This window comes from Desulfosoma caldarium (assembly GCF_003751385.1).
Taxonomy (GTDB): Bacteria; Desulfobacterota; Syntrophobacteria; order Syntrophobacterales; family DSM-9756; genus Desulfosoma; species Desulfosoma caldarium.
On sequence record NZ_RJVA01000010.1, the window covers coordinates 181,921 to 204,763 of the forward strand.

Sequence of the window (22,843 nt, forward strand, 5' to 3'; positions counted from 1 at the left end):
CGCCTTTTTCCCCCGGTCAAAAACTTACGGCGTCCGACGGCGCCCCCACATCACAGACCGCCATGGTTAATCGATCGGCCTGCTCCTTGACCACGGCACACAATGGCAAAAGGTCGACAGGATTTTCAGGGGCTGCGGCCTGTTCCAAAGCCCGCGCCGCTTCGCTGAGGCGATGGGCCGAGATATTGGCGGCCGCTCCCTTGAGGCTGTGAGCCAGCCGTTTCGTCTCGGCTATATCACCTTTTTCCAAAGCCTCGTCGATTTCTTTGAGGCGCTGTGGAAGTTCCGCCACGAATTCCGAAAGGATTTCCCACGACAGATCCATGTCCCCTCCAAGGCGGTCCACCAGTTCGTCCCAATGAAAGACGTCTTGATCTGCTGCAGCCAGTCCAGCAGATGGCGACGTGCAAGCGGCAGCTTCCTCGTGCACCTGGGCGTCACGTTCGGCTCGGTGCATCTGTCGTTCAATGGCTCCCTGCAGATCTTCCAGGCGAAGGGGTTTGGGAACATAATCATCCATGCCCGCCTGGAGGCACATCTGCCGGTCGCCCGGAAGGGCGTGGGCCGTCATGGCTATGATGGGGACGCGGGGATTCTTAACCCTGGCCAGACCCTTTCGAATCATGCGCGTCGCTTCCAGTCCATCCAGGACAGGCATTTGCACATCCATGAACACCAAGTCGTAGGTCTGCTGACGAAGCGCTTCAAGGGCTTCCTGGCCGTTGCTCACCACATCAACAGTACACCCCAATTTGCCCAGACACCCTGCGGCGACCTTCTGATTGACCGGATTGTCTTCCGCCAAAAGCACGCGAAGGGCTGGCGCGTCTTTGTCCAGACTTAAACACGTCACCCCTCGCACCTGGGATTGAACCACTTGGGCCAGATCGAGACATGCCAAGAGCGCGTTGTAAAGCTTGGAGTACCGGACAGGCTTGGTCAGGACTGCCCGAAACAGGTCCTCTGTCTTGACTCGCTCCCCCATGGCCGGTGTGACCACGGACGTGAGCAGGACGCATGGGGTGCGAGAAAGGTCCGAATCGGCGCGCATATGTCGCACCACCATCTCCCCGTCCATTTCAGGCATTTGCATGTCCAGAACGACAATGTCAAAAGGCATGCCATTTCTGTGAGCCGCTCGAAGCTTTTCCAACGCCGTCGGACCATCGGCCGCTTCATCATAGCCATAGCCCCACACTCGAAGCATTTCGCTGACAACAAACCGGTTGGTGGCATTGTCATCCACCACCAAAACACGCGTGCTTTGCACGCGCTGCAGCACCGCTTCGTCGATTCGAAGCTTTTCTTCCTCCGCGGCCCTCTCGCCCACTTCCAGCACAGCCGTGAACCAGAACGTGGATCCTTTTCCTACTTCGCTGTCCACGCCCATGACCCCGCCCATCATTTCCACGAGCTTTTTAGAAATGGTCAGTCCCAGGCCCGTGCCACCGTATTTTCGCGTGATGGAGGCATCCGCCTGGGAGAAGGACTGAAAGATCGCCTCGATTCGATCTTTGGGAATGCCGATTCCCGTATCTCGAACAGCGAACCGCAGCGACACCTTGCCCTGCTGGGGTTCGCTCTCCGTTCGCGTTACGCTGAGAACAACTTCTCCTTTCTCGGTGAATTTGAGCGCGTTGCCCACCAGGTTCAGCAGGATTTGGCGCAGCCTGGCCGCGTCTCCTCGAAGGTAACGGGGCACGGCGGCATCCACCAGGCAGGCCAATTCCAGCCCTTTTTCATGCGCCTTAATCGCCAAGGTTTCCGCCACCCCTTCCACGGTGTCTCGAAGATCAAAATCCACGTGCTCCAGTTCCATTTTGCCCGCTTCGATCTTGGAAAAATCCAAAATATCGTTGAGCAGGGAGAGCAAAGCTTCGCCACTTTTTTGAATGATGTCCACGTAGTCCCTCTGCAGGGGGGTCAGAGGCGTGTCTTGTAGCAACCGGTTCATGCCCAGAATGCCGTTCATTGGCGTTCGGATTTCATGGCTCATGTTGGCGAGAAAGAGGCTCTTGGCTTGGTTGGCCACTTCCGCTTCCAGCGCAAGGCGGTTCGCCTGCGTGATGGCTTCTTCCAGCTCTTTGTTGCTCTTTTCCAAAGCTTCCAGTGTGAGGCGTACCTCGTGTTCCCGAGCCGCCACCGTATCCGCCATTTGCTTCATGGCACCCACCACGCGGTCCAGTTCGGCCACACCGCACGGTTCCAATCGGTCTACGGCATCCACATGACCATCGGCCACGTACGCCAAGGCTCGAGAAAAGCGCTCCAGAGGTGTTCCAACAACCCGTTCCACCTGCCTTCGGGCGAGCGCCATGACGACGGCCGTGGAAAGACACAATAAGGCCACGGCCAACCCCGATGCCTGAGCCACCGGGCTCAGGAAACGCCACAGCGGCGTGGCCACACAAAAAATCCAACCACGTTCGGCCATGAAGGCCGCCGTGGCCATATGCCACGAGGAATCCAGTGTGACCAGAGCCGCGTGGGTTTTTCTGTCCGAGATCACCCGATTCACCACCGAAACATGCCCCAGATTGATCTGCTGAGACACCAGATCGTGATTCGGGTGCGCCAAAAGATTTCCGTAGCCGTCTACGACAAAGGCGATGTTCCCCGCACCCGCCCCATCCAACAAGGATTCCACGTAGGTTTGTATCTTCGAAAGATTCAGTTCGCCCATCACAAAGCCCAAAGAGCCGTGCCTCACGGCGAGGGAAACCGTGACTTTTCCTGTTTCCTGAGACACATACGGGTCGGAAACCGCCTCGAGCTTCCCAGGATCCTTGAGCAAAGTCGGTAGAAACCCCGAAAAATCCATGCCTTCAACACCGGAAGGATAACTGGCGAGCACGATGCCTTGGCCGTCGGTAACGATCAAGCGATCAAAATACGGCACGGCCTGATGGATCTTTTCAAGAATCGACGGGCGACCCTCGGTGGCCCACACATCTGTGGAAGCCAAGATGTGCAGCGTCGATGAAGCATGATGGACGTACCACTGAAGGGACGTCATCAAAGGGCGAATCACCTGACGGTGATGGTTGCGCACCGTCTGGATTTGCTGATAGCCCACAAGCAAAGTGCCCAAGAACACTGCCGTGAAACCCAAGGCAAAAATCTTGGGTCCCATGTGGGATCGCACCACTGAGGCCAAAGGTGCACTTTTCATCGAGTCTCTCCAATGTGAGACAGCACGTGAAAACGCCCTTGAGCAACCCTTTCCATCACACATGGAAGATGACGATCTCCAAAAGGGGTCAGACGCAACGGTCCGGTTGGTCCAACGATGTCGTGAACTTGAGTCAGAGCCGTGGGCAAAGGAAGGTGACCGGATAGGGAGCGCTCCAGAGCGCCTCTCAGGAGCAGCACGGCTTCGTAACTGAAGACGGCAGCGTGGTTCGGGTCTTTGCCGAACCGATGCCGATAGGCTTTGACGAAGTCTTTCATCTGCAAAGAAGACGTTTCAGGATCCACATTCACAGCGCTCACCAGCTCCACGCCTTCCACCGTGCGCCCGCCGTAGACCACGAGTTCTGGCGATCGGGCCCAAAATGAGGTGAACACGGCCGCCCTGATGCCTTTCTTGGCCAACCACTGGCACAGGTAAGCGGTGTCCTTGGCGGAGGCAACCACCAGAATCGCCTCAGAGCCGGCATGCTCTAGGGGCTGAAGCATCGGTTTCCATACGCTGGGCCTGGAAGATCGAAACGCGTGCTGCGCCAGCACAATGCCCCCTCTTCGGCGAAAAGCCTCGGCAAAACCCTCCGCATACGCTCTGGCAAAGGCTTCATTGTCCGCATCCCAGACAATGACCACGGTGCGCGCATGCCGGTTCAACAGAATATGCTTGGCCAGGGCTTCCACCTGGACGGCGTCCGAAGGGGCCATGCGAAACAGAGCATCGGCTCGATCATCCAGAACTTGGGAAGACGCCGTGGGGCTGAGGCACACGGCATTGGCCTGCTCCAGGGTCGGAAGTACTGCCAAAACCTGGGTACTGGTCATGGGCCCAAGAAAAACGCGAAGACCTTGCGACAGCAGCCGCTGGACCGAGGCCAAGGCGCCCGAAACAGTGCCCTGATCGTTGGCAAGAATGAGTTCCAGGGACCTTCCCTGCACGCCTCCCGAGGCGTTGACGGCTTCCACGGCGAGCATGGCGCCGTTGCGCCCATGAATTCCAAGGTCCGAAAACCGCCCCGTCAAAGGACCGACAAAACCCACGCGCACCGGATCCTTGAAAGAGCAGCCCTTGAGGGGTCCCCATGAGACCAGAAAACACAGGAGAATTCCCATGCTTTTCATGGACCTCATGCGTCGCGTTGCCTTTCCAGAGGCTTCAGGCACGCCAAAACCTCGCATTCCTCCATCAACTTCCTATGTTTTTTCGCCATGAACTGTTTTGGCAATCGGCGACTTCTCCACAAAGCTTTAAAATTTTTTGCCCGACAGGGCCGAGAGGAAATTCCCATGGACACCGTTTCAAGCGCTCGATGCACACGCGCTCCCGGACAGAGCGTCGCCGCGATAGTCCGGTCAAAGGGCCACGTTCTCACGCTCCTGGTCCTGGGGCACGGAGAAAGACGGTTCGTTCAGGAACATGGGGCAAGGGCCATCGCACCCTCAGCAGGCGCAGCCGTCAAAATCAGGGGCTGGAACGCCGCGGAGAGCCGATGTTTCGATCAGGATAGAAAGGTACAGGAGCTCAGGGCGTCCAAAGTGCGCAGGCACGATCGTTGATCGGCGCCTAGATGCTCTTGGTGCAAGCCCCGGCTGAGGTCCCACCATAGGGTCGGAATCCACCAATCCTTAAATCCCATGCGCAGGGCTTGGGCAATGTCCACCAGAAGACATAGTTTTTCCAAAGCTATGCCACGGGCTTTCAGAATGCGGCGCAATTCCGTGCGCACGGCCTTCGTCAAGGCGCGGTGCACCTCGGGCAGATCCTGGGGCACCCCCCAAGAGGCCAGGGACCTGTGGAGGAATTCCAGGCGACCCAAAAAGGTTTGGCGTCGAAAGGTCCCTTCGGCTCCATTTTCGCGAAAATGGGCTTCACTGGTATCTTCTTCGGTAAGCACCGGCTCCAGGACATCGAGAATCTGCCGCTCTACGATTCGGCGCACGGAGTCCTTGATGTCTGCAGGTAAGGGGATGCCCCATTCGCGCAGGGACCACAGAAGCGATTGATGCGCATTGAAAAACCGCTTTTGAAATTCTGTGTAAAAATCCAGATGATCCTCGGCCAGTTTGTAGGCGATGCCCATGCGTACATCTTCGGGAACGTCTTTGAGGGAATACGCTTCGGCCTCCGGCATTTCATCCACGCAGCGCAGCAAAGAGGCCACCCCTTCCACGGCGGATGATTGCAGGTTTTGAACCAAGGGGTCAAAGGCCGTTTCGTCTTTCACGGGTTTCACGGAAACCCGCACATCCAACCCACCTAAAAGCACGGCCGCGTAAGCACATCGCGTTGTCCTTTCTGTTCGCTCATCTTCCACGTCCATAATGCCCACCTGGCACGGCATGGGATACTCACAAAGAAAGCGCTCCAGCAGCGGCCGAAAGACAAACACATGAAGGCGCTTCCTGGAAGGCCTTTTCAGGGCCAGCGCTTCCATGGCCGCTCCGGCGCAGACGATCCCAGGCGACACCCGTTTCGGCACCACCAGTCGGTTGTACACGTTGGCTCCATGCCCTATTTCAGGAAGATTGCTGGGCGCCTTTTCTAGGACCTTCAAGAAGATGTCTTCCAGAGGGGAAGCCCCGGTAAGGCGCGCCAGTTCCATGGCGCGACAGGCATGGGCAAGAATGATCTGAGTTTCTACGCCGCTGACGTCGTCAAAGAACCATCCGCAGGACGTGTACATGGCCATGGCTTCCCGTTGCATTTCCATCAACTCAAGCACCTGCCGTCTGTCCTCGGGCTCCAGGGGTTTGATCTGATGTCTTTGAAAGAAAGACTCCTTTTCCGCAGCGCCCTTGAGAAGAATGTGGATATAGTCGTTTCGCGCGGCCCACGGATCCCGAAGCTTTGTGGCCGCTTCCTTTTCAAAATGAAGGGCCAGAGCGTCCCGAACCGTATCCAGAGCTTCCCTCAGGGGCTCGCGCCACTTCTGGTGCCAATCGGGATGGGCGCCGCTGTGGCAACCGCAATCCATGCGCCATCGTCCCACACCGTGGGCGCAACTCCACGCCGTCTCCGACACGATCTCCACCTCGGCCCTGACGGGAAACCGATCCAAAAAGGCCGCATAATTCACCACTTCGGTGGTGGAATCCTTTTCCAGGACATCAAAGGCTGCGGCCAAGGCCATGTCCCCAAACTTGAAATGATGTCCGTAGGATTCGCCGTCGGTGGCTGCATGAACCAGCCACGGCTCCCCCGGCAAGGCTTGCGAGTCGGCAAACGCCCCACGAAGCGCCGCGAGAAGCCATGAACTATGTTCCAGAAGGCGTTCAAAGGCAATGCCACGGGCAATCTTGTCGTTATAAAAGAACAGATACAGCCACTTGCCGTTGGTGCACCGATATCGGTACGCCCGCCCATAAGGAATGGAGCCGTCTCGGACGTCTCGCCACACCGTGGATTCCCCTTCCATGAAACGCCATCGGGCCGCTTGATGGGGGGCCAGGATGGTGAACCGTATGCCGGCATCCGCCAGCACCGCCAGGGTTTCATGGTCCACGGCCGTTTCCGGAAGCCACAACCCGTCGGGATTTCGGCCGTAGCGGTGACGAAATTCGGCAATCCCCCAGGCAATTTGGGTTTCCTTGTCACGTCGGTTGGCCAAAGGCAAAATGATGTGATGATAGGCTTGAGCCAGAGCGTTTCCCCAGCCGCCCAAGCGCTTAGCGCTGCGCCGGTCCGCTTCGAGAAGCCTTTGCATCACCCAGGGATCCTGCCTCTCCAACCAGGCCATCAATGTGGGGCCGAAATCAAAGCTCAGCCATTCGTAATTGTTGCGCAGAGCCAGTATGCGGTTTTCGTGGTCCATGATGCGAGCGGCCGCGTTGGGACGGTAGCATTCGTTGGTGATGCGACGGTTCCAGTCATGGTCGGGATCGGCACTGGGTTCTCGCGGCACGGCGTTCAGCCATGGGTTTTCTCGAGGCGGTTGATAGAAATGGCCATGTAGGCAGACACCTCGCCACCCATCCTGAGGCTTTGCCGTCATGAAAATCCTCCTTCACCTGGTTCTTCATTTTTCCGGCGGCTTAGGTGCAAGGCCGCCTGATACGCATCCCGGCGACGAACCCGGTAGATTTTTTGCACCTTTTCCACGGCATTTTTGACCGAATCGCCGTGGTCCAGGTAGGCCTCAAGCGCATGTTTCCATGAGGCGTCCTGCAGTACCTCGCCATTCGATGCTACAGGCGCGCCTTCCACCACCAGCGTCACTTCACCTCGAGTGCCTTCCCTGTAAACATCCAGGGCCTGGGAAACGGTTCCTCGAAACACTTCCTCGTGCACCTTGGTGAGTTCTCGAGCAACGGCCACGCGAAGATCTCCCCACTGATCCAGAATATCCTCTAGGGTGCGCACCAAGCGCCGGGGCGACTCGTAGAGAACTCGCGTCATGGATAGGTTCGCATACTTCACAAAGAACTGCGTGCGATGCGCGCCCCTTGACGGAGGAAAGCCCAGAAAGGCAAAGGGCTGGGAATCCAGTCCGGAGACGATCAAGGCCGCAATGGCCGCACAAGGCCCAGGAATCGGGATCACTTGAAGGTCGTGACGCAGCGTTTCCTGAATCAGGGCCACGCCGGGATCTGAAATGCCCGGTGTGCCGGCGTCCGTCACCAGGGCCACCTGAGCCCCTTTTTTCAAAAGAGACACAATCCTCGACAGCCCTTCTGCCGATGTGTGGGCATGGCAACTGAGCAGCGGCACGCGAATCTGATGCGCGCTCAAGAGCTTCCGCGTATGCCGCGTGTCTTCAGCCACCACATGGTCCACGGAGCGCAAAACTTCCAGGGCCCTCAGGGTGATGTCCTGAAGGTTTCCGATGGGCGTCGCCACCACGTACAGGGTTCCCGCGCCATGGTTCGCCAAAGTTCCCGTTTTTTCCTTCACCTGACGATTCATGGCCCATCACCCCAGCCCCTGCGCATCAAACGCTCCGGGAATCCACCGAATTCGCGCGTGTTCGCCATACCACTGCACGGCCACCACATCAAAGCGCACCGGCACGCCCATCAAACCCCGGCATTTCAGATACCACAGGGCCACGCGCACCACGCGCTTTTTCTTGGTTCCGCTGATGGATTCTTCTGCCATACCCCAGCGAGCGCTTCGATGGGAACGGATTTCCACAAAAACATACGTCCCTCCGTCCCGAGCCACAAGATCCACTTCGCCTAAAGGGCAGCGCACGTTTCTTTCGAGGATTTCCAGGCCGTGCTCTTGAAGATATGCCGAAGCCAGCGTCTCACTGTCACGGCCGGTTCGAACCCGTTGGTGGTCCATAGGCGGCATCCTCGGCACAACACACGCCGTGAAACGATCGCCGATGAATGGGACATGGTCCGAATCGCCGAAGCGCTCTCAGATGTTCCCGCGTGGGATAGCCCTTGTGACGAGCAAATCCATAGAAGGGATATTGTTCGTGGTAGGTCAGCATGAGTTGATCGCGATGCACCTTAGCGACAATGGATGCCGCCGCGATGCTGAGGCTGAGAGCATCCCCTTTAATGATGCTTCGTTGGGGAATGGAAAGGGGCAAAGTGTAGGGACCGTCGATGAGTACAAAATCGGGAGTGACGTCCAAACTGCGAATGGCCCGAACCATGGCCTTCAAGGAGGCTCGCAAGATATTGGTCCGGTCGATTTCTTCGGCATCGACCAAGCCCACACCGACCGAAACGGCCGCTTGCCTAATCGTTTTGGCCAATTCTTCACGGCGGGCGGGCGGCACTCGTTTGGAATCCACCACGCCGGGAAGATCCATTCCTTCGGGAAGAATGACCGCAGCGGCCACCACTGGGCCGGCCAGTGGTCCGCGCCCCACTTCGTCCACGCCGGCCAAAAGACGAAAACCCCGCCGGCGAAATTTGAAATCAAAAGCAAGCCCATCCACCGGCGGGGTTTCAAACAAAGTCCTTTGCATGCGCGAACTATCCGGGGCAGCCGCTTATGAAAACGTGCGGACTGAGGTTTGCGCGCTTGAAAACGGTTACCGCCGTTCCTTGATTCGAGCCGCCTTGCCCAAACGTTCCCTCAGGTAGTAAAGCCGGGAGCGGCGTACGCGGCCCTTGCGCACCACCTCAATCTTATCGATCCTCGGCGAATGAATGGGAAAGATTCGCTCCACGCCGATGCCGTAAGACACCTTGCGCACCGTAAAGGTCTCTCCCAAGCCGCCTCGATGCCGACGAATGACCACACCTTCAAAGACCTGAATGCGTTCCTTGTCGCCTTCTCGAATCTTGACGTGCACCTTCACCGTGTCGCCCACGCGAAACTGCGGAATATCCACGCGCATATAGTCGCGCTCAAGACTCTGAATCACATTCAACCCCATTACCGTCCTCCAATCGTCTACCCCATTGCCGATCCATATTTGACGCAGGTCGTTGCACCGTGCGTCGGCGTCACGCCGCCAACTGCGGATGGCTTACATACTCCAAAAAGGCCTCACACGCAAACACCAAAATACCGAGGGCCTCTATTTCCTGAAAAATCGATCCAGCAGAATGGCCGCGGCACATCGCACCGAAATATGGTTGTAATCCCCTCGACCTTCCACCGGGCGCAACGTTCCATGGCAGAGCCTCCAGACTTTTCCGGACAACCCCCATCCCGTTCCAAGCACCATCATGCCGGGTCGGCCGGTGGCTTCCAAAATCAGTCGAGCTTCCGAAGGCTCCACATCCGTTCCGCTTCCACGAGCCGACGTGGCCCAGAGAAACGGCGGCCGCCCCTGTTCCTCTTCCACATGGGCGATGGCCTCTTCCAAGGTGGACGCGACACGAAGTCGCCGAAGGGCGCGTTCTCGGTCCGGATGCAGTTGGCCTCCAATCCCGTGCAGCCAGTGATGGATCAGCCGATGCACCAATTTCTGCTGATCCTTGAGCGGCGTGACCACGTAACAGGCCGGAAGTTCATAGGTACAGGCGAGCCGGGCCAGGTCGTGCAAATCCAGATTGGTCACGGCGGCGACAATTTCTTCCCCGCGCCGATTGATCACCGGGGCATGCACCAAAGCCAGGTAAAGCGCCGGACCCTTAACCGTCTTGGGGTCGCTCATGAAGCGTCATCCCCTTCGCGCAGCAGTGCCAGGTCCTGTTCCGTCAGCTGCAGTCGCGCAAACAGATCCGGTCGTCTTTGCCGCGTTCTCAAAAGAGCTTGTTTACGGCGCCAGCGGGCTATACGACGGTGATCCCCGGACAAGAGTACCTCCGGCACCTTGAGCCCTCGAAATTCCTGAGGCCTGGTGTACTGGGGATATTCCAAGACGGGTTCTCGAAAGGACTCCGCCTCTGCGGAGGCTTCGTTGCCCAGAACACCGGGAAGCAGTCGGGACACGGCGTCAATCACCACCATGGCAGCCAGTTCGCCTCCCGTGAGGATAAAATCCCCAATGGACACCTCCTCATCCACGAAATACTGCCCCACCCGTTCATCCACGCCTTCATAACGGCCACACACCAGCACCAGGCGTTCCAAGAGGCTGTATCGGCGAGCGGCGGCTTGGTCAAAAAGGGCGCCCTGGGGCGTCAGCAGCACCACATGAGCCGGCGGGCCCTGAGCCGCGATGGCTTCCAGAGCGCGCACGATGGGTTCGGGCTTCATGACCATCCCTTCGCCCCCGCCGAAAGGTCGGTCATCGGTCATCTGATGCCGGTCCGTGGCATAATCCCTCAGGTTGTGCACGCGAACGGTCACAAGTCCTCTCGCCCGCGCCTTGCCCACAATACTCTCCCCAAGCGGCCCGCCCTCGAACATGCCGGGAAAAATGGTCAGGATGTCAAAGATCATTCGAATAAACCTTCAGGGGGATCCACCACCATGACCCCTCGGGACACGTCGATGGCGTGGACGATCTCCGCTACGGCGGGCACCAAAGCCTCACGGCCCGAATCCGTCTCCACCACATAGAGATCGTGGGCTCGGGTTTCGAGGATGCCCACCACTCGGCCCAAAACCACTCCATCTGGTGTGAGCACCCGCAAACCCATCAGTTGGTGGTGGTAGTACTCGCCAGCCTCGAGCGGCGCCAGATCTTCCTCTGGAACCCCCACTTCCAGTCCCACGAAGCACCGAGCCGCCTCAACGTCTTCCACGCCTTCTAAGCGAACCAGCCATTTCCCCTCCAAGGGCCTCTTTTCCACGAGACGCAGCGGCCGAGGAACCCCGCTCGTAGGGGCTTGCACAAAGAGCCATTGGCCACATTGGCGTCGACTCAGCGTTTCGCCATAGGGAGCGATCACAAGGGCGCCGCGAATTCCATGCGTCTTCACGATCTGTCCTACGGCGACCCAGCGCTGACCGCTCATACGACCTATTCGATGATTTCTAAAACCGCCCGTTTTCGAATCTTTGTGGACGCGGCACTGAGAATCGTCCGCATGGCGCGGGCCGTGCGACCTTGCTTGCCGATGACTTTGCCCAAATCTTCCTTGGCTACTCGCAATTCGATGACGGAGGTTTGTTCCCCTTCGATTTCCGAAACGCGCACGTGTTCAGGATTATCCACTAACGCCCGCGCCATGTACTCAATGAGTTCCTTCAGCATGGTCCACCCTCCGTTTTCTCAGCACCGCCTATCCTCAGGCCCCTCAGGACGCCTGTGTCGCTCCAAGATTCGCATGCTTGCGAATAAGGCTCATGACCGTCCTCGTGGGTTCCACACCCTGTTCGAGCCAATAGCGCAGACGCTCCGTATTGAAGGTGACCGTTTCCGGTTGGGTCAAGGGATTGTAGGTTCCAACGCGCTCAATGAACCGACCATCACGAGGGGCTTCCGAATGGGCCACCACAATGGAATAAAAGGGTTTCTTTTTCCTGCCCCGACGAGCTAAACGAATACGAACCGGCATAATGGTCTTCTACCTCCTGTTTTTCGTCACTTTACCTCATGGCCCACACGGGCTCAAAACAAATTCTTGCCCTATACACCAGAAGGCTCGGCTCACAAAGAGAAAAATGCCTTCACTTTCTTTTTCTTGACCTTCTTTGCCGGCTTGCCGCCCCCCATCACCTGCCTCATCATGCGCCGAGCATCCTCATAGCTGCGCAACAACTGGTTCACTTCCTGAACACTGGTGCCGCTGCCCATGGCGATGCGCCGTTTGCGGCTCGCGTTGATGATGGAGGCGTCGCGACGCTCCTCCTTGGTCATGGAATTGATGATGGCCTCCGTGCGCACCAGAGCCTTTTCGTCAATCTGCATCTTCTTGAGTTCCTTGAGCATGCCCATGCCGGGAAGCATCTTGAGAATGGACTCCAGGGAACCCAGCTTCTTGATCTGGCGTAGCTGCCGACGAAAATCATCGAGGCTAAAAGAGTTGTCTTGAAACTTTCGCGCCAAATCCAACGCCTCTTTTTCGTCAAAGGCTTCCTGGGCTTTTTCAATGATGCTCAGCACATCGCCCATCCCAAGAATTCGGGAACTCATGCGGTCGGGATGAAAAACTTCTAAAGCGTCCAGCTTTTCGCCAACCCCCACGAACTTGATGGGACAGCCGGTCACGGCCTTGATAGACAAGGCCGCACCACCTCGAGCATCGCCGTCCAGCTTAGTGAGGATGACGCCGGTCAATCCCACGGCGTCATGAAAGGCTCCGGCCACCTGCACCGCGTCCTGGCCGGTCATGGCGTCGGCGACTAAGAGGATTTCCTTGGGGTGCAGAATGTTTTTAAGGCGCTTGAGCTCATCCATGAGCTCCGTATCAATGTGCAGTCGGCCGGCTGTGTCCACGAGCATCACGTCACTTTGGCTTTCTTTGGCAAAAGCCGCGGCCGATGCGGCAATCTCTTCGGGCTTGTCTCGAGAGGACGCCGCATAGACGGGAATGTTCAACTGGCGACCCAAGGTAATGAGCTGATCGATGGCTGCGGGACGATACACGTCGGCGGGAATGAGGCAGGGTTTGCGCCCGCTTTTGGACAGGTGCCTGGCCAGCTTTCCCGCCGTGGTGGTTTTTCCCGAACCCTGGAGTCCCACCAGCATGATCCCTTGAGGCGGCTTGCCGGACAGATCCAAGGGCATGGCGGTGCCGCCCATGAGCTCGGTGAGGGATTCATGGACAATCTTGATGACCTGCTGGCCGGGTGTGAGGCTTCGCATGACCTCCTGTCCCACGGCCCTTTCGGCAACCTTGGCAATAAAATCCTTGGCCACCTTGTAGTGCACATCCGCTTCCAAAAGGGCAAGGCGTACTTCCCGCAGGGCATCTTGAATGTTTTGTTCCGTGAGTTTGCCGTAGCCCTTGAGGTGGCGAAAAACCTTTTGCAATTTGGTGCTCAGGCTGTCAAACATGGTCGCATCCGTTTCTGCGGCTTGAACTGCGGATTTCTTCGCTTTTTTCCAATACTCGAGCATGCTATATTCTAACTGTGTTTGTGTCAAGAAACGAGAAATCTAGAAGATTTAAACCTCGTCTGACCATTCCTAAGCGTGGCCCATGAAAAGCGTCCCAAGGACGGGTACACGGCGACAATGCGCGTTCTGCGAAAGGCATCGACAGCGTTTCATCCACACGTGGAGGACAGGAGGTCGGCCATGGCGGTGATCACCATCAGTAAGGAATACGCTTCCCAGAGCGAGGAATTTGCCAAAAAGCTGGCAGACCGTTTGGGCTACAGCATACTCGACCGACAGATCGTAGCCGAGGCGGCCAAGAAACTGCGCATTTCCCCCAGCGAAGCCCAAAGCTTTCACAAGGAGCGGGAATCCAAGCTGCTGCGCCTCATCGACCGCTACACCTCCAGCGTTGTGCAAAAGGTGGTCGACCGCTCCTACGGCCGGCTGGATGACAAGAGCTATCACGACGTGACCGTGAAGCTGGTGCAAAAGGCAGCCGCCGAAGACAACGTCATCATTTTCGGCTGGGGAGCGCAGTGCATTCTCGCCGATCATCCCAAAGCCATTCATCTGCGCGTGGTCAAGACCCTGGAAGACCGCATTCGCTGGCTTTGCGACAACATGGAAATGGATGAGCGTTCGGCTCGAGACCTCATCGAGCGGGAAGAAAGGGAATCGGCAGAATACGTGGAGCACTATTTCAACCGAGCCTGGGATGATGCCCATTTGTATCATGCGGTTTTGAACCTCAGCCGCATTCCTCTGGACGACGCCGTGGAGTGGGTGGCCCAATGGATCGAGAACACCACTGCCTCCTGAACCCAAGGTCGTTTGGAGCACGGTGCCTCACAAGGCGAGCCTTGATTGGGCTCGCTGTTGGTTTTCTCCTGGGCTTTCCGGGCTGGAAGCCGGTGCCGGCTTGGTCGCAAGAAACCGTTCGGCGCCCTATTCTCGCGGGCACCTGGTATCCCGCCGACGCCAAGGAACTGCGTTCCACCATTGACGCGTATTTACAACGAGCCCGCCTTGCCGAAAATGTGCCTCCAGACGCCCACCTGCTCGGCATCGTGGCACCCCATGCCGGCCTCATGTACAGCGGACCCGTGGCCGCCTACGCCTATCGTGTGGTGCAAGAACACCCCGTGGATGCCGTCGTCGTGTTGGCTCCAAGCCACCGCGTGGGCTTTGAGGGTGTGTCCGTGTTTCGCGAGGGCTCCATGGCCACGCCATTAGGGCACGTGCCTGTGCATGCCGACCTCATCAAGGCGATTCAAAAAAGGTGCCCCGACGTTCACGACTATCCCCCGGCACACGCCAGGGAACATGCTGTGGAAATTCAGCTGCCCTTTCTGCAGGCGGTGCTCCCTTTCTTTCGCCTGGTCCCTCTCGTCTTTGGGTACCCCTCCTGGGAGACGTGTGAACGGCTCGCGCAAGCGCTTCGTGACCTGTCCACATCTTTTCGGTTCCTCGTGGTGGCCAGCACCGACCTATCCCACGAACACACCGACGAAGAGGCTCGGCGCATGGACGCGCGGGTCCTAGAACACCTTCGGCACATGCAAGCGCGGGAACTCTGGCAAGATTTGCGGTCTGGAATGTGTGAAGCGTGCGGGGCTGCCCCTCTGGTCACACTTATGCTCTACGCCCAGAAAATGGGCGCCAAAAAGGTAAGCCTTTTGCGTTACGCCACGTCTGCCGATGTGACCGGGGAAAAGAGCCGGGTTGTGGGCTATGCCGCCGCGGCCCTATGGCACGACGCCGCCCACCAGGCTCAATCCCCCGCTCAGGGGTCTATGACGCCATCGCCTCCTGCACTGGGGGTGAAAGAAAAAGCCATGCTGATGGCTCTGGCTCGAGAAACCCTGGAAGCCAAACTCTTTGGCAAAAATCCACCAAATATCGATCTTTCAAAACTGCCCCCGGCTTTGCAGGAACCTCGTGGAGCCTTTGTTACGTTGAAACGCCGTGGGCAACTGAGAGGATGCATCGGCCAAATCGAGGCGCGATGGCCCCTGGCGCACACCGTTGCACGCATGGCCTTGGCCGCCGCCTTTCATGATCCGCGCTTTCCCTCCATGACTCCCGACGAATGGAAAGACGTGCAGCTGGAAATCTCCGTACTGTCCCCCCTGGTGCCGCTTCGGGATCCATTGCAGGTTCAGGTGGGAACCCATGGGCTCTACATTCGCAGGGACACGCAGGCCGGTCTTTTGCTTCCCCAGGTTCCTGTGGAACAAGGCTGGGATCGGGAAACTTTTCTTCGGCAAACGTGCCGAAAAGCCGGGTTATCCTCCGAAGCCTGGAAAGATTCGGGGACGGAACTTTTTGTGTTCACGGCCGAAGTCATCCATGAAAAGTAGCGGGGGTTTTCCACTGCCGCGGCCGCGGCGCCTTTGGCCGTCAACGTGGATCGGATTCTTGAAAGGTACCGAACATGGACCGTCGAACCTTTTGTAGCACCCTCCTTCGAGGCACCGCATGGGCGGCGCTCTTGTGGTGCACCGAGGCCCTTCAAAGGCCTTCTCGGGCTTCGGCCCTTTCCTTTCAAAAGGGTTTCATGCAGCCCAAGGCGTCGCCCTATTTCACGCCCTTGGGAGACGGCCGCATTCGATGCACGCTCTGCCCTCGAGAATGCGAAGTGGACCCTGGGGAAAGAGGCTACTGCGAGGTGCGGGAAAATCGAGACGGAGTCTATTATTCACTCGTCTATGGCAACCCGTGTGCCGTCCATGTGGATCCCGTGGAAAAGAAGCCTTTTTTCCATGTGCTTCCGGGAACTCGATCCTTTTCTCTGGCCACGGCCGGATGCAACCTGGATTGCAAGTTTTGCCAGAACTGGGAGATTTCTCAGGCGCGTCCCGAAAACACACTGAACGCAGCCCTGGCTCCAAAAGACGTGGTGGCTCTGGCCTTGCAGTCTCGATGCGATTCCATTGCTTCCACGTACGTGGAGCCCACCATCTTTCTCGAATATATGAAAGACATTGGAGTGCAGGCTTCTCAAGCGGGAATTCTCAATGTCATGCATTCCAACGGCTTCGTCAATTCCAAGCCCCTGAACGATCTCATACCATACCTGCACGCCGCCTGCATCGACCTCAAATCCATCCGGGACGATTACTATCGGGACATGACCGAAGGTTCTTTGGAACCCGTCCTAAGAACCCTCAAAGAACTCAAGCATCATAAGGTCCATACAGAATTGGTGACCCTTTTGGTGCCCGGCCGCAACGATTCGGAAAAAGAGCTTAGGGACCTGAGCCGTTGGGTTCTGAACGCTCTGGGTGAAGACACGCCTGTGCATTTCAGTCGGTTTTATCCCAGGTACAAGCTGCAAAGCCTGCCACCCACTCCCGTGGCCACCCTTGAAAGGGCTAGGGACATCGCCATGCGAGAAGGATTGCGCTACGTCTACCTTGGCAATGTGCCCGGTCATCCCGGCGAACACACCTACTGCCCCAAATGTGGCACGGTGGTCATCGAAAGAACCGGTTACGCCGTTCGCCTGCGAGCCTTTGACCAAGGACACTGCACTCAATGCGGTACCAGCCTTCCGGGCCTTTGGACCAATCCTCTCAAACCCATCGAAGGATGATCACGGTGAGGCCAAGAACAAGAAAGAGCAAAAAAGCGTAAAGCTGAAAAACGGCCTGCGCCCCAAAAGCCGGCAGAAGAAAGAGCGGCGTCGCGGCCGCGGCCACGGCGGCCCCAAGCATGTCGGCGCCGTAGAGAAAACCACCCTCAGCGCTTCTAGCAACCCCCACCCTTTCGGCCACCAGGCAGCCCAAGGCAAAATGAGCTCCGCCCGCTATGCCTCCCAAGCACGCCAGGACGGCGTACACCGAAAGAACCAGCCACTGGGGCCAGAGCTGACTCAGCGCCAGAAATTCGGGCGAAACCCACGCATAAATGCTCAAAGCGACGGCAGCCAGGCCGTGCACCAAGAAAAAGGGCCAGACCACCCTTTCCCGTGCCTTTTGATAACGGTGCACGAGAAAAGCTCCTGTAGAAAGGCCGGCCATGCATGCAGTGACCAGCACGGTCAGGTGGGCGTAGAGGGCTCCGGCCGCAATCTGATAAAGAAACAGAAGCAGGATCTGAAAAGCCATCTGGGCGGCCCCCATGCTGCCGACGGCCACGGCCACCGCAGTCAGGGCCATGAAAGAGCGGCGCAGCAGCGCCATGCCCCCAAAGACCAAGGTCACGACGCACACGCCAACAAATCCCGCCTTCAGTGAAATGGGGGACCGGAACAAGGGTTCCACGAGCTTGTTCAAGTCGGGAAAAAACGGTGTCGCCCACAAGACGGAGGCGGCAAGAAAGCCCACGGGGTCCAGGTCGCGGTTCCAGCGCGTCGTCTTTTCTGAAGCCGCCAGGGATCTAAAGTACGCCAACCGCATTGGGTCCAATAGGTTTTCCAGACGATCCGGACGCACATAAACCGGACTCATGCGGTGCGCTTGGGCGCGGTCGGACAAAACCTTAAAGTCCTCCGTCAGAACACCGGTTTGCAAGGAGCCCAGCACTCGAAGGCGCGCGCCTGGATAAATAACCCACTGAGGAAAAACCGATTGAAAGGTGAGCATCGTGGCACGAAAGTAGGCAGCCTGAGCGGCCCCGAGCATGTCTTCGGCTCCCGAAACATGAAAACTCACGATCCCACCCGGGGCCAAAACCCTTGTGAGCGATTGAAAGAATTCCCTTGTGAAAAATCGATTGGCGCCAAGCGAAAGAGGGTCTCCCACATTCAGAAACACCACATCGTATGCCGTGCTGGTCGTTTCCACATAGCGGCGAACATCTGCCTTGAGCACACTCACGCGAAGGCCTTCGCCCTGAAGACGATGGTCCCCCGAGCCGTCCAAAACCCAATGCGGGTCATGGGATCGTGCCTCCGGGAGGTTTTCTCCCTCAGGTTTTTTTTTAGAATGTTCCCTTCTTAACCGAACAAAAATTTCAACCGTCATGTCCGGATCCACCACATCGATGCGCTTGACAGAGGCATACCGGGTCGCTTCCACGAGATCTTCAGGACTCACCGCCCCCAGAATCAGGACCCGCTGCGGCCACGAATGCTGAAGCAAGGTCAAGTGCACGGCCTCTTCGGCGCTCTGCGGGTCGGGATAGGAAAAGAGCCACACGCCGTCGGCCATGATGGATTCCTGGAGTCCGTCCCGTCGAAGGACCAAATTGCGGTACGGGGTGTCTTTCACGGCCACCACGTGAGAACCCCACTGCCATCGGCGGCTGGAATCTTCCAAAAGCCCCAAGCCGCCCACGGCAGCGGCCACTGTCAAGGTCACCAGAAACCTCCATAGCGGGTTTCGCTCGCGGCCGGCCATCAAAGCGCCAACCCCCAACGTCGTGAGCGCCGCCCCGAGAAAGACGGCCCCATACAGGAGTGGGCCGCAAAAAAACAAAAAGACGTAGAGCCACACCCCTCCAAGGGCGGCTCCGAGGCTTTCAAAAGCATACAGGCAAAAGGTAGCGGGATGTCGGCCCTCATTGCCGGTCGAGGCGTAAAGAGCCCAGGCTGTTCCGAAAAATACGCCGAAAAGGCCGCACACGGGAGCCGTCAAAAGGGCCGTGATGAGCACCATGCGATCAAAGGAAACCATCTCACCGAGCCGCAATCCGTAGAGCGCCCGGGAGGCTCGTATCCATAGGACGGTGGCGGGAATCAGCACGCCGTAGAGCGAAACGAGAAGGCCCAGAAGATTCGAACGATGGAGCTTGTCGCGGAACAGGCGGCTCGACAGGCGCCCTCCCACAAAGCTTCCCAAGCCGGTCCAGACCATCCAAAAGAACAGCACCACCCCGACGGTCAATTCACTGCCATAAAAGATCGCCATACATTCCCGCAGCACCAAGACTTGGGTTGCCGTGGCGGCACAACCTTCCGCCACCATGGACACTACGATAAAGGGCGTTTGGTGAAAAATATGGCGAATCTTGACGCCGGTCATGGCTTTGCCACAAGGGCGGCTGGAAAGTGGTTGCCTTTAGTCGGCGACGAGGACACCAGGGTGTAACCTGCAGAGCGCACCGCGGAGAGCAGGGATTCGGCGTGCGCAAAACCTCTTGTTTCCAGTTCCAAAGTCACCAAGGTGACGTGAATGGGCAGATGCGGCACGTGACGATTGTGAGCAATATGCAGCACGTTGGCGCCTTCGGACGCGATAACCGCAAGTAATCCGGCAAGGGCTCCGGGCACGTCCGGCAATTCCACCGTCAGGCGCGCCATGCGCCCGCCTTTGACCAGCCCCTTGGTCAAAATACGCCCCAGAAGAGGGCTATCCACGTTGCCACCGCTCACCACCAGAACGATCTTTGCCCCCGAAGGCCATTGGAAACGGCCCATGAGCAGCGCCCCCAAAGGCACGGCGCCGGCCCCTTCGGCCAACACCTTCTTCCTTTCCAGAAGCAGCAGGATGGCTTCGGCAATGTGTTCCTCATCCACCAAGACCACCCGAGAGACGCTGTTGCGAATCGTTTCAAAGGGCTCATGCCCCAATTCCTTGACCGTGATGCCGTCGGCGATGGATTGGCTTCCTTCGACGCGCAGCACACGACCTTCGCGCAGGGCTTGCCAGGCCGAAGGGCACACCTCGGCTTGCACACCGATGATTTCCGTTGCGGGTCGCACAGCCTTGACCGCGGATGCCATGCCGGCGATGAGTCCTCCGCCGCCGATGGGAACCAAAATGGCATGAGCGTCGGGACAATCCTCCAGAATTTCCAAACCGATGGTCCCCTGGCCCGCGATGATGTCGGGATCGTCATAGGGGTGTATGAAAGTATAGCCTTGTTCACAAAATTCTTTGGCCTTTTCCAGGCTCTCCGCCAGCGTGCGGCCATGAAGCAGAACACGACCTCCATAAGACCGCGTGGCTTCCTGTTTGGTGAGTGACGCCCATTCGGGCATCACGATCAGAGCCGGCACACCGGCGTGGCGTGCCGCCAAGGCGACCCCTTGAGCATGATTTCCCGCGGATGCCGCCACGACACCCTGCGGTCCAAGATTCTCGCGGCGCAGCAAGATTTTGTAGGTTGCACCACGGATTTTAAAGGATCCTGTTTTTTGCAAATTCTCCAGCTTCAAATACACCTCGGCATCAAAGAGGCGACTGAAAGTGGGCGAATACACCAGAGGCGTTCTGAGAATGCGACCGCGCAGCATCTGAGCCGCTCGCTGAATAGCATCCAGGCGGATCCCCATGGCTCAGCTCCTTTCCAGCTGGGGGTTCGAAAACATCTTTTTCCCCTCATTTTCGGTTTCATCGTGTGATAGGTCCCTGCAACGCCATTGGACGAGGCGGCTCGCGCCGTTCTTTAATGGCGCGCTCTCAGGCAAATTCCTCGCGGCGGCCACGGTTTTGGGAGTTTCCGATCGCAGAGGTAGGCGATGCGCCGTCCATGGTTCCCCGTGCGGCGAGCAGAGCGCACCAGGTAAAGCTTCCCGAGGGAGGAACCCCGAAAAAAGTCAGGTCGCCTTGCCGACGCTCCAAAACAAGGAACCCTTGTTGATGTAGAAACGACTCCAAAAGAGGTGCCTGCAGATCCTGAAAGCCGGAAGCCACGAGCGCTCCACCTTCGGCCACGCAATCCACGATGTTATCAAACAAGGCTTCCCAACACGCCCACGGCACATTGGCCACCACGGTGTGAAACGTGCCGCCGATGGCCTCGATGGAGCCGTGCACCCAATTCACCCGTTCCTGTAGGCCGTTGGCTTCGCTGTTTTCTCGAGATCGCCCAATGGCTTCACGGGCAACATCCACCCCTACACACCATCGAGCTCCCAGCTTGGCGGCCACCAACGCCAAAATCCCTGTTCCACATCCCACGTCCAAAACGCGGGCTTCGTCGAAAAAAAGCCGCCCCCTCCAGATCCAGAAGATTTCTAAACACAGGCGCGTCGTCACATGAAAGGGATGAAAGGCATGCTGGGTCCGCACGCGAAGCCACGCTCTTTTGGGTTCCCACGGCAAGAAAGGACTGACATATACGGAAGGGAGATTTTGCACGTCCAGTTTCATGGTCGCCAACACCCTGGCACGCGCTGTGGCGATGATGAAGGATCCCAGACCATGGTTCCCACCCTCATTGGGATCTCCCATTTTGGCCCATGGCGCACCAGCGGCGCACCACGCATTGGTCGCATTTGGGGTGTCGTGGAAGGCATGTGGTTTGGCCGTGCTTGACCAGAAGTTCGTTGACGTGAAGAAACCAGCCTGTGGGAACGAGTCGTTCCAGGGCCTTTTGGGTTTCTTCCGGCTTGCGGGTGGTGACGAGGCCTAGCCTGTTGCTGATGCGATGCACATGCACATCCACGGGAATCGCCGGCCTGTGAAAGCCATAGACCAGAACACAGGCCGCCGTTTTGGGTCCAACCCCCGGGAGAGCCATCAAATCGGCAGCATTGTCCGGAACTTGGCCGCCATGCCGAGCGACCAGGCATTGGGCCACTTCCTTGAGTCGACGCGCCTTGGTCTTGTAGTAATTGACGGGGCGCACCAAGGAGGCGATGCTTTCCTCGGGCGCTTCGGCCAGATCCCTGGCTGTTTTGTAGCGTTCCAGCACCGAGCGGGTCGCCTCGTCTGTCCTGGCATCACGCGTGCGATGCGAAAGAAGAGTGCCCACGAGCACCCGAAAAGGATCACCGTTCGTGTGCCAGTTCCAGGGATGCAAGCCGTACGCATCGGCCAACGCCTGAAACAATGCCGAAAGCTTCTCGTCAAGGGTTTCGGTATTTTGTGCATCCTTTGACATGACGACCCACCTCACGATGCCCTAAAAAAGCCCATGCACTTGATGAAAGAAGCGGGACCAAGCCCTTCAGTCTATAGCAATTTTCTTAGCAAGGAGACGATAATTTTCTTGTGTCTTGTGTCGGTCTCGGTTAGAAGGGTTCTGTGGTTGGCGGGATACAAGGTGTTTTCCCGCGTTTTATGGTTGTGTGTACGTGCAGTTGCGGTCGGTTTCCGGGGCCCGCGGACGTTCGGTCTTCCCCCTTCCGGATAGGACCACCTCCAGGGAGCCGCCGAACGAGACCCGACGAGGCGTACCAGAACAGAGAGGAGTTTTGGAACGATGGAAGGCCGAGTCAAGTGGTTCAATGAGAAGAAGGGTTATGGCTTTATCGAGACCGAAAATCAGGGGGATGTCTTCGTCCACTACACGGGCATTCAGGGGGAAGGGTTTCGCACTCTGACCGATGGAGAGGCGGTGAGTTTTGACATCACCGAAACGCCCAAAGGGCCCCAGGCGATCAATGTTCGAAGAATCTAGAACATCTCACCCATAGCCTTTATGGC

Annotated in this window: 21 protein-coding genes; 4 read left to right on the top strand and 17 right to left on the bottom strand. The window is 57.8% G+C overall.

Features of this window, described 5'->3' with window-relative positions; all coding sequences use genetic code 11:
- Window positions 1-16: 16 nt before the first annotated feature.
- The 13 genes from EDC27_RS03990 to ffh form a co-directional block, all read right to left on the bottom strand.
- Entirely contained in the window at window positions 17-3,172 is a 3,156-nt protein-coding gene (locus EDC27_RS03990) for a hybrid sensor histidine kinase/response regulator (RefSeq protein WP_170161571.1), read from the bottom strand.
- Window positions 3,169-4,314, bottom strand: coding sequence for an ABC transporter substrate-binding protein (locus EDC27_RS03995; RefSeq protein WP_170161572.1), 1,146 nt, complete (start codon window positions 4,312-4,314; stop codon window positions 3,169-3,171). Before EDC27_RS03995 ends, EDC27_RS03990 begins: the two co-directional genes overlap by 4 nt.
- Before the next feature lie 368 nt (window positions 4,315-4,682).
- Window positions 4,683-7,175, bottom strand: a complete 2,493-nt coding sequence (locus EDC27_RS04000; RefSeq protein ID WP_123289325.1) for a DUF3536 domain-containing protein — start codon at window positions 7,173-7,175, stop codon at window positions 4,683-4,685.
- On the bottom strand, window positions 7,172-8,086 hold the full coding sequence (gene rsmI, locus EDC27_RS04005) for a 16S rRNA (cytidine(1402)-2'-O)-methyltransferase (protein ID WP_123289326.1): 915 nt from the start codon (window positions 8,084-8,086) through the stop codon (window positions 7,172-7,174). The genes EDC27_RS04000 and rsmI overlap by 4 nt, the downstream gene beginning before the upstream one ends.
- A gap of 6 nt (window positions 8,087-8,092) precedes the next feature.
- Window positions 8,093-8,467 carry a YraN family protein gene (locus EDC27_RS04010; RefSeq protein WP_123289327.1) on the bottom strand — a complete coding sequence of 125 codons (375 nt, stop codon included), beginning with the start codon at window positions 8,465-8,467 and terminating at the stop codon, window positions 8,093-8,095.
- Window positions 8,436-9,107, bottom strand: coding sequence for a ribonuclease HII (locus tag EDC27_RS04015; protein ID WP_123289328.1), 672 nt, complete (start codon window positions 9,105-9,107; stop codon window positions 8,436-8,438). The genes EDC27_RS04010 and EDC27_RS04015 overlap by 32 nt, the downstream gene beginning before the upstream one ends.
- A 66-nt stretch (window positions 9,108-9,173) precedes the next feature.
- On the bottom strand, window positions 9,174-9,521 hold the full coding sequence (rplS, locus tag EDC27_RS04020; protein ID WP_123289329.1) for a 50S ribosomal protein L19: 348 nt from the start codon (window positions 9,519-9,521) through the stop codon (window positions 9,174-9,176).
- A gap of 144 nt (window positions 9,522-9,665) precedes the next feature.
- On the bottom strand, window positions 9,666-10,247 hold the full coding sequence (locus EDC27_RS04025) for an RNA methyltransferase (RefSeq protein ID WP_123289330.1): 582 nt from the start codon (window positions 10,245-10,247) through the stop codon (window positions 9,666-9,668).
- A complete protein-coding gene (gene trmD, locus EDC27_RS04030) occupies window positions 10,244-10,978 on the bottom strand; it encodes a tRNA (guanosine(37)-N1)-methyltransferase TrmD (RefSeq protein WP_123289331.1) in 735 nt (244 codons plus the stop codon). Before trmD ends, EDC27_RS04025 begins: the two co-directional genes overlap by 4 nt.
- Window positions 10,975-11,496: a ribosome maturation factor RimM gene (rimM, locus tag EDC27_RS04035; protein ID WP_123289332.1), complete on the bottom strand. Its 522-nt coding sequence runs from the start codon at window positions 11,494-11,496 to the stop codon at window positions 10,975-10,977. The genes trmD and rimM overlap by 4 nt, the downstream gene beginning before the upstream one ends.
- A gap of 5 nt (window positions 11,497-11,501) precedes the next feature.
- Entirely contained in the window at window positions 11,502-11,735 is a 234-nt protein-coding gene (locus EDC27_RS04040; RefSeq protein WP_123289333.1) for a KH domain-containing protein, read from the bottom strand.
- Window positions 11,736-11,778: 43 nt separating this feature from the next.
- Window positions 11,779-12,039: a 30S ribosomal protein S16 gene (gene rpsP, locus EDC27_RS04045; RefSeq protein WP_123289334.1), complete on the bottom strand. Its 261-nt coding sequence runs from the start codon at window positions 12,037-12,039 to the stop codon at window positions 11,779-11,781.
- 92 nt (window positions 12,040-12,131) lie between these two features.
- Window positions 12,132-13,481: a signal recognition particle protein gene (ffh, locus tag EDC27_RS04050; RefSeq protein WP_123289335.1), complete on the bottom strand. Its 1,350-nt coding sequence runs from the start codon at window positions 13,479-13,481 to the stop codon at window positions 12,132-12,134.
- Window positions 13,482-13,724: 243 nt separating this feature from the next.
- Here ffh and EDC27_RS04055 point away from each other — a divergent pair, with 243 nt between their 5' ends.
- The 3 genes from EDC27_RS04055 to amrS all read left to right on the top strand — a co-directional run bounded on the left by EDC27_RS04055 (window position 13,725) and on the right by amrS (window position 17,121).
- A complete protein-coding gene (locus tag EDC27_RS04055) occupies window positions 13,725-14,345 on the top strand; it encodes a cytidylate kinase-like family protein (protein WP_170161574.1) in 621 nt (206 codons plus the stop codon).
- 41 nt (window positions 14,346-14,386) lie between these two features.
- Window positions 14,387-15,886: an AmmeMemoRadiSam system protein B gene (amrB, locus tag EDC27_RS04060; protein WP_170161575.1), complete on the top strand. Its 1,500-nt coding sequence runs from the start codon at window positions 14,387-14,389 to the stop codon at window positions 15,884-15,886.
- A 74-nt stretch (window positions 15,887-15,960) separates the two neighbouring features.
- Complete coding sequence (gene amrS, locus EDC27_RS04065) at window positions 15,961-17,121, top strand: AmmeMemoRadiSam system radical SAM enzyme (RefSeq protein WP_123289338.1); 1,161 nt, start codon at window positions 15,961-15,963, stop codon at window positions 17,119-17,121.
- Here amrS and EDC27_RS04070 read toward each other — a convergent pair.
- From EDC27_RS04070 to EDC27_RS04085, 4 genes are all read right to left on the bottom strand, one after another.
- Window positions 17,102-19,492, bottom strand: coding sequence for a spermine/spermidine synthase domain-containing protein (locus tag EDC27_RS04070; protein WP_123289339.1), 2,391 nt, complete (start codon window positions 19,490-19,492; stop codon window positions 17,102-17,104). The genes amrS and EDC27_RS04070 overlap by 20 nt on opposite strands.
- Window positions 19,489-20,745, bottom strand: coding sequence for a threonine ammonia-lyase (ilvA, locus tag EDC27_RS04075; protein ID WP_123289340.1), 1,257 nt, complete (start codon window positions 20,743-20,745; stop codon window positions 19,489-19,491). Before ilvA ends, EDC27_RS04070 begins: the two co-directional genes overlap by 4 nt.
- 127 nt (window positions 20,746-20,872) lie before the next feature.
- Window positions 20,873-21,565 (bottom strand): 50S ribosomal protein L11 methyltransferase, encoded by a 693-nt coding sequence (locus EDC27_RS04080; RefSeq protein WP_170161576.1) that lies wholly within the window; start codon window positions 21,563-21,565, stop codon window positions 20,873-20,875.
- Window positions 21,566-21,629: 64 nt separating this feature from the next.
- Window positions 21,630-22,298, bottom strand: a complete 669-nt coding sequence (locus tag EDC27_RS04085; RefSeq protein ID WP_123289342.1) for an endonuclease III domain-containing protein — start codon at window positions 22,296-22,298, stop codon at window positions 21,630-21,632.
- Window positions 22,299-22,619: 321 nt separating this feature from the next.
- Between EDC27_RS04085 and EDC27_RS04090 the strand changes: the two genes are divergently transcribed.
- Window positions 22,620-22,817: a cold-shock protein gene (locus EDC27_RS04090; protein WP_123289343.1), complete on the top strand. Its 198-nt coding sequence runs from the start codon at window positions 22,620-22,622 to the stop codon at window positions 22,815-22,817.
- Window positions 22,818-22,843: the final 26 nt, after the last annotated feature.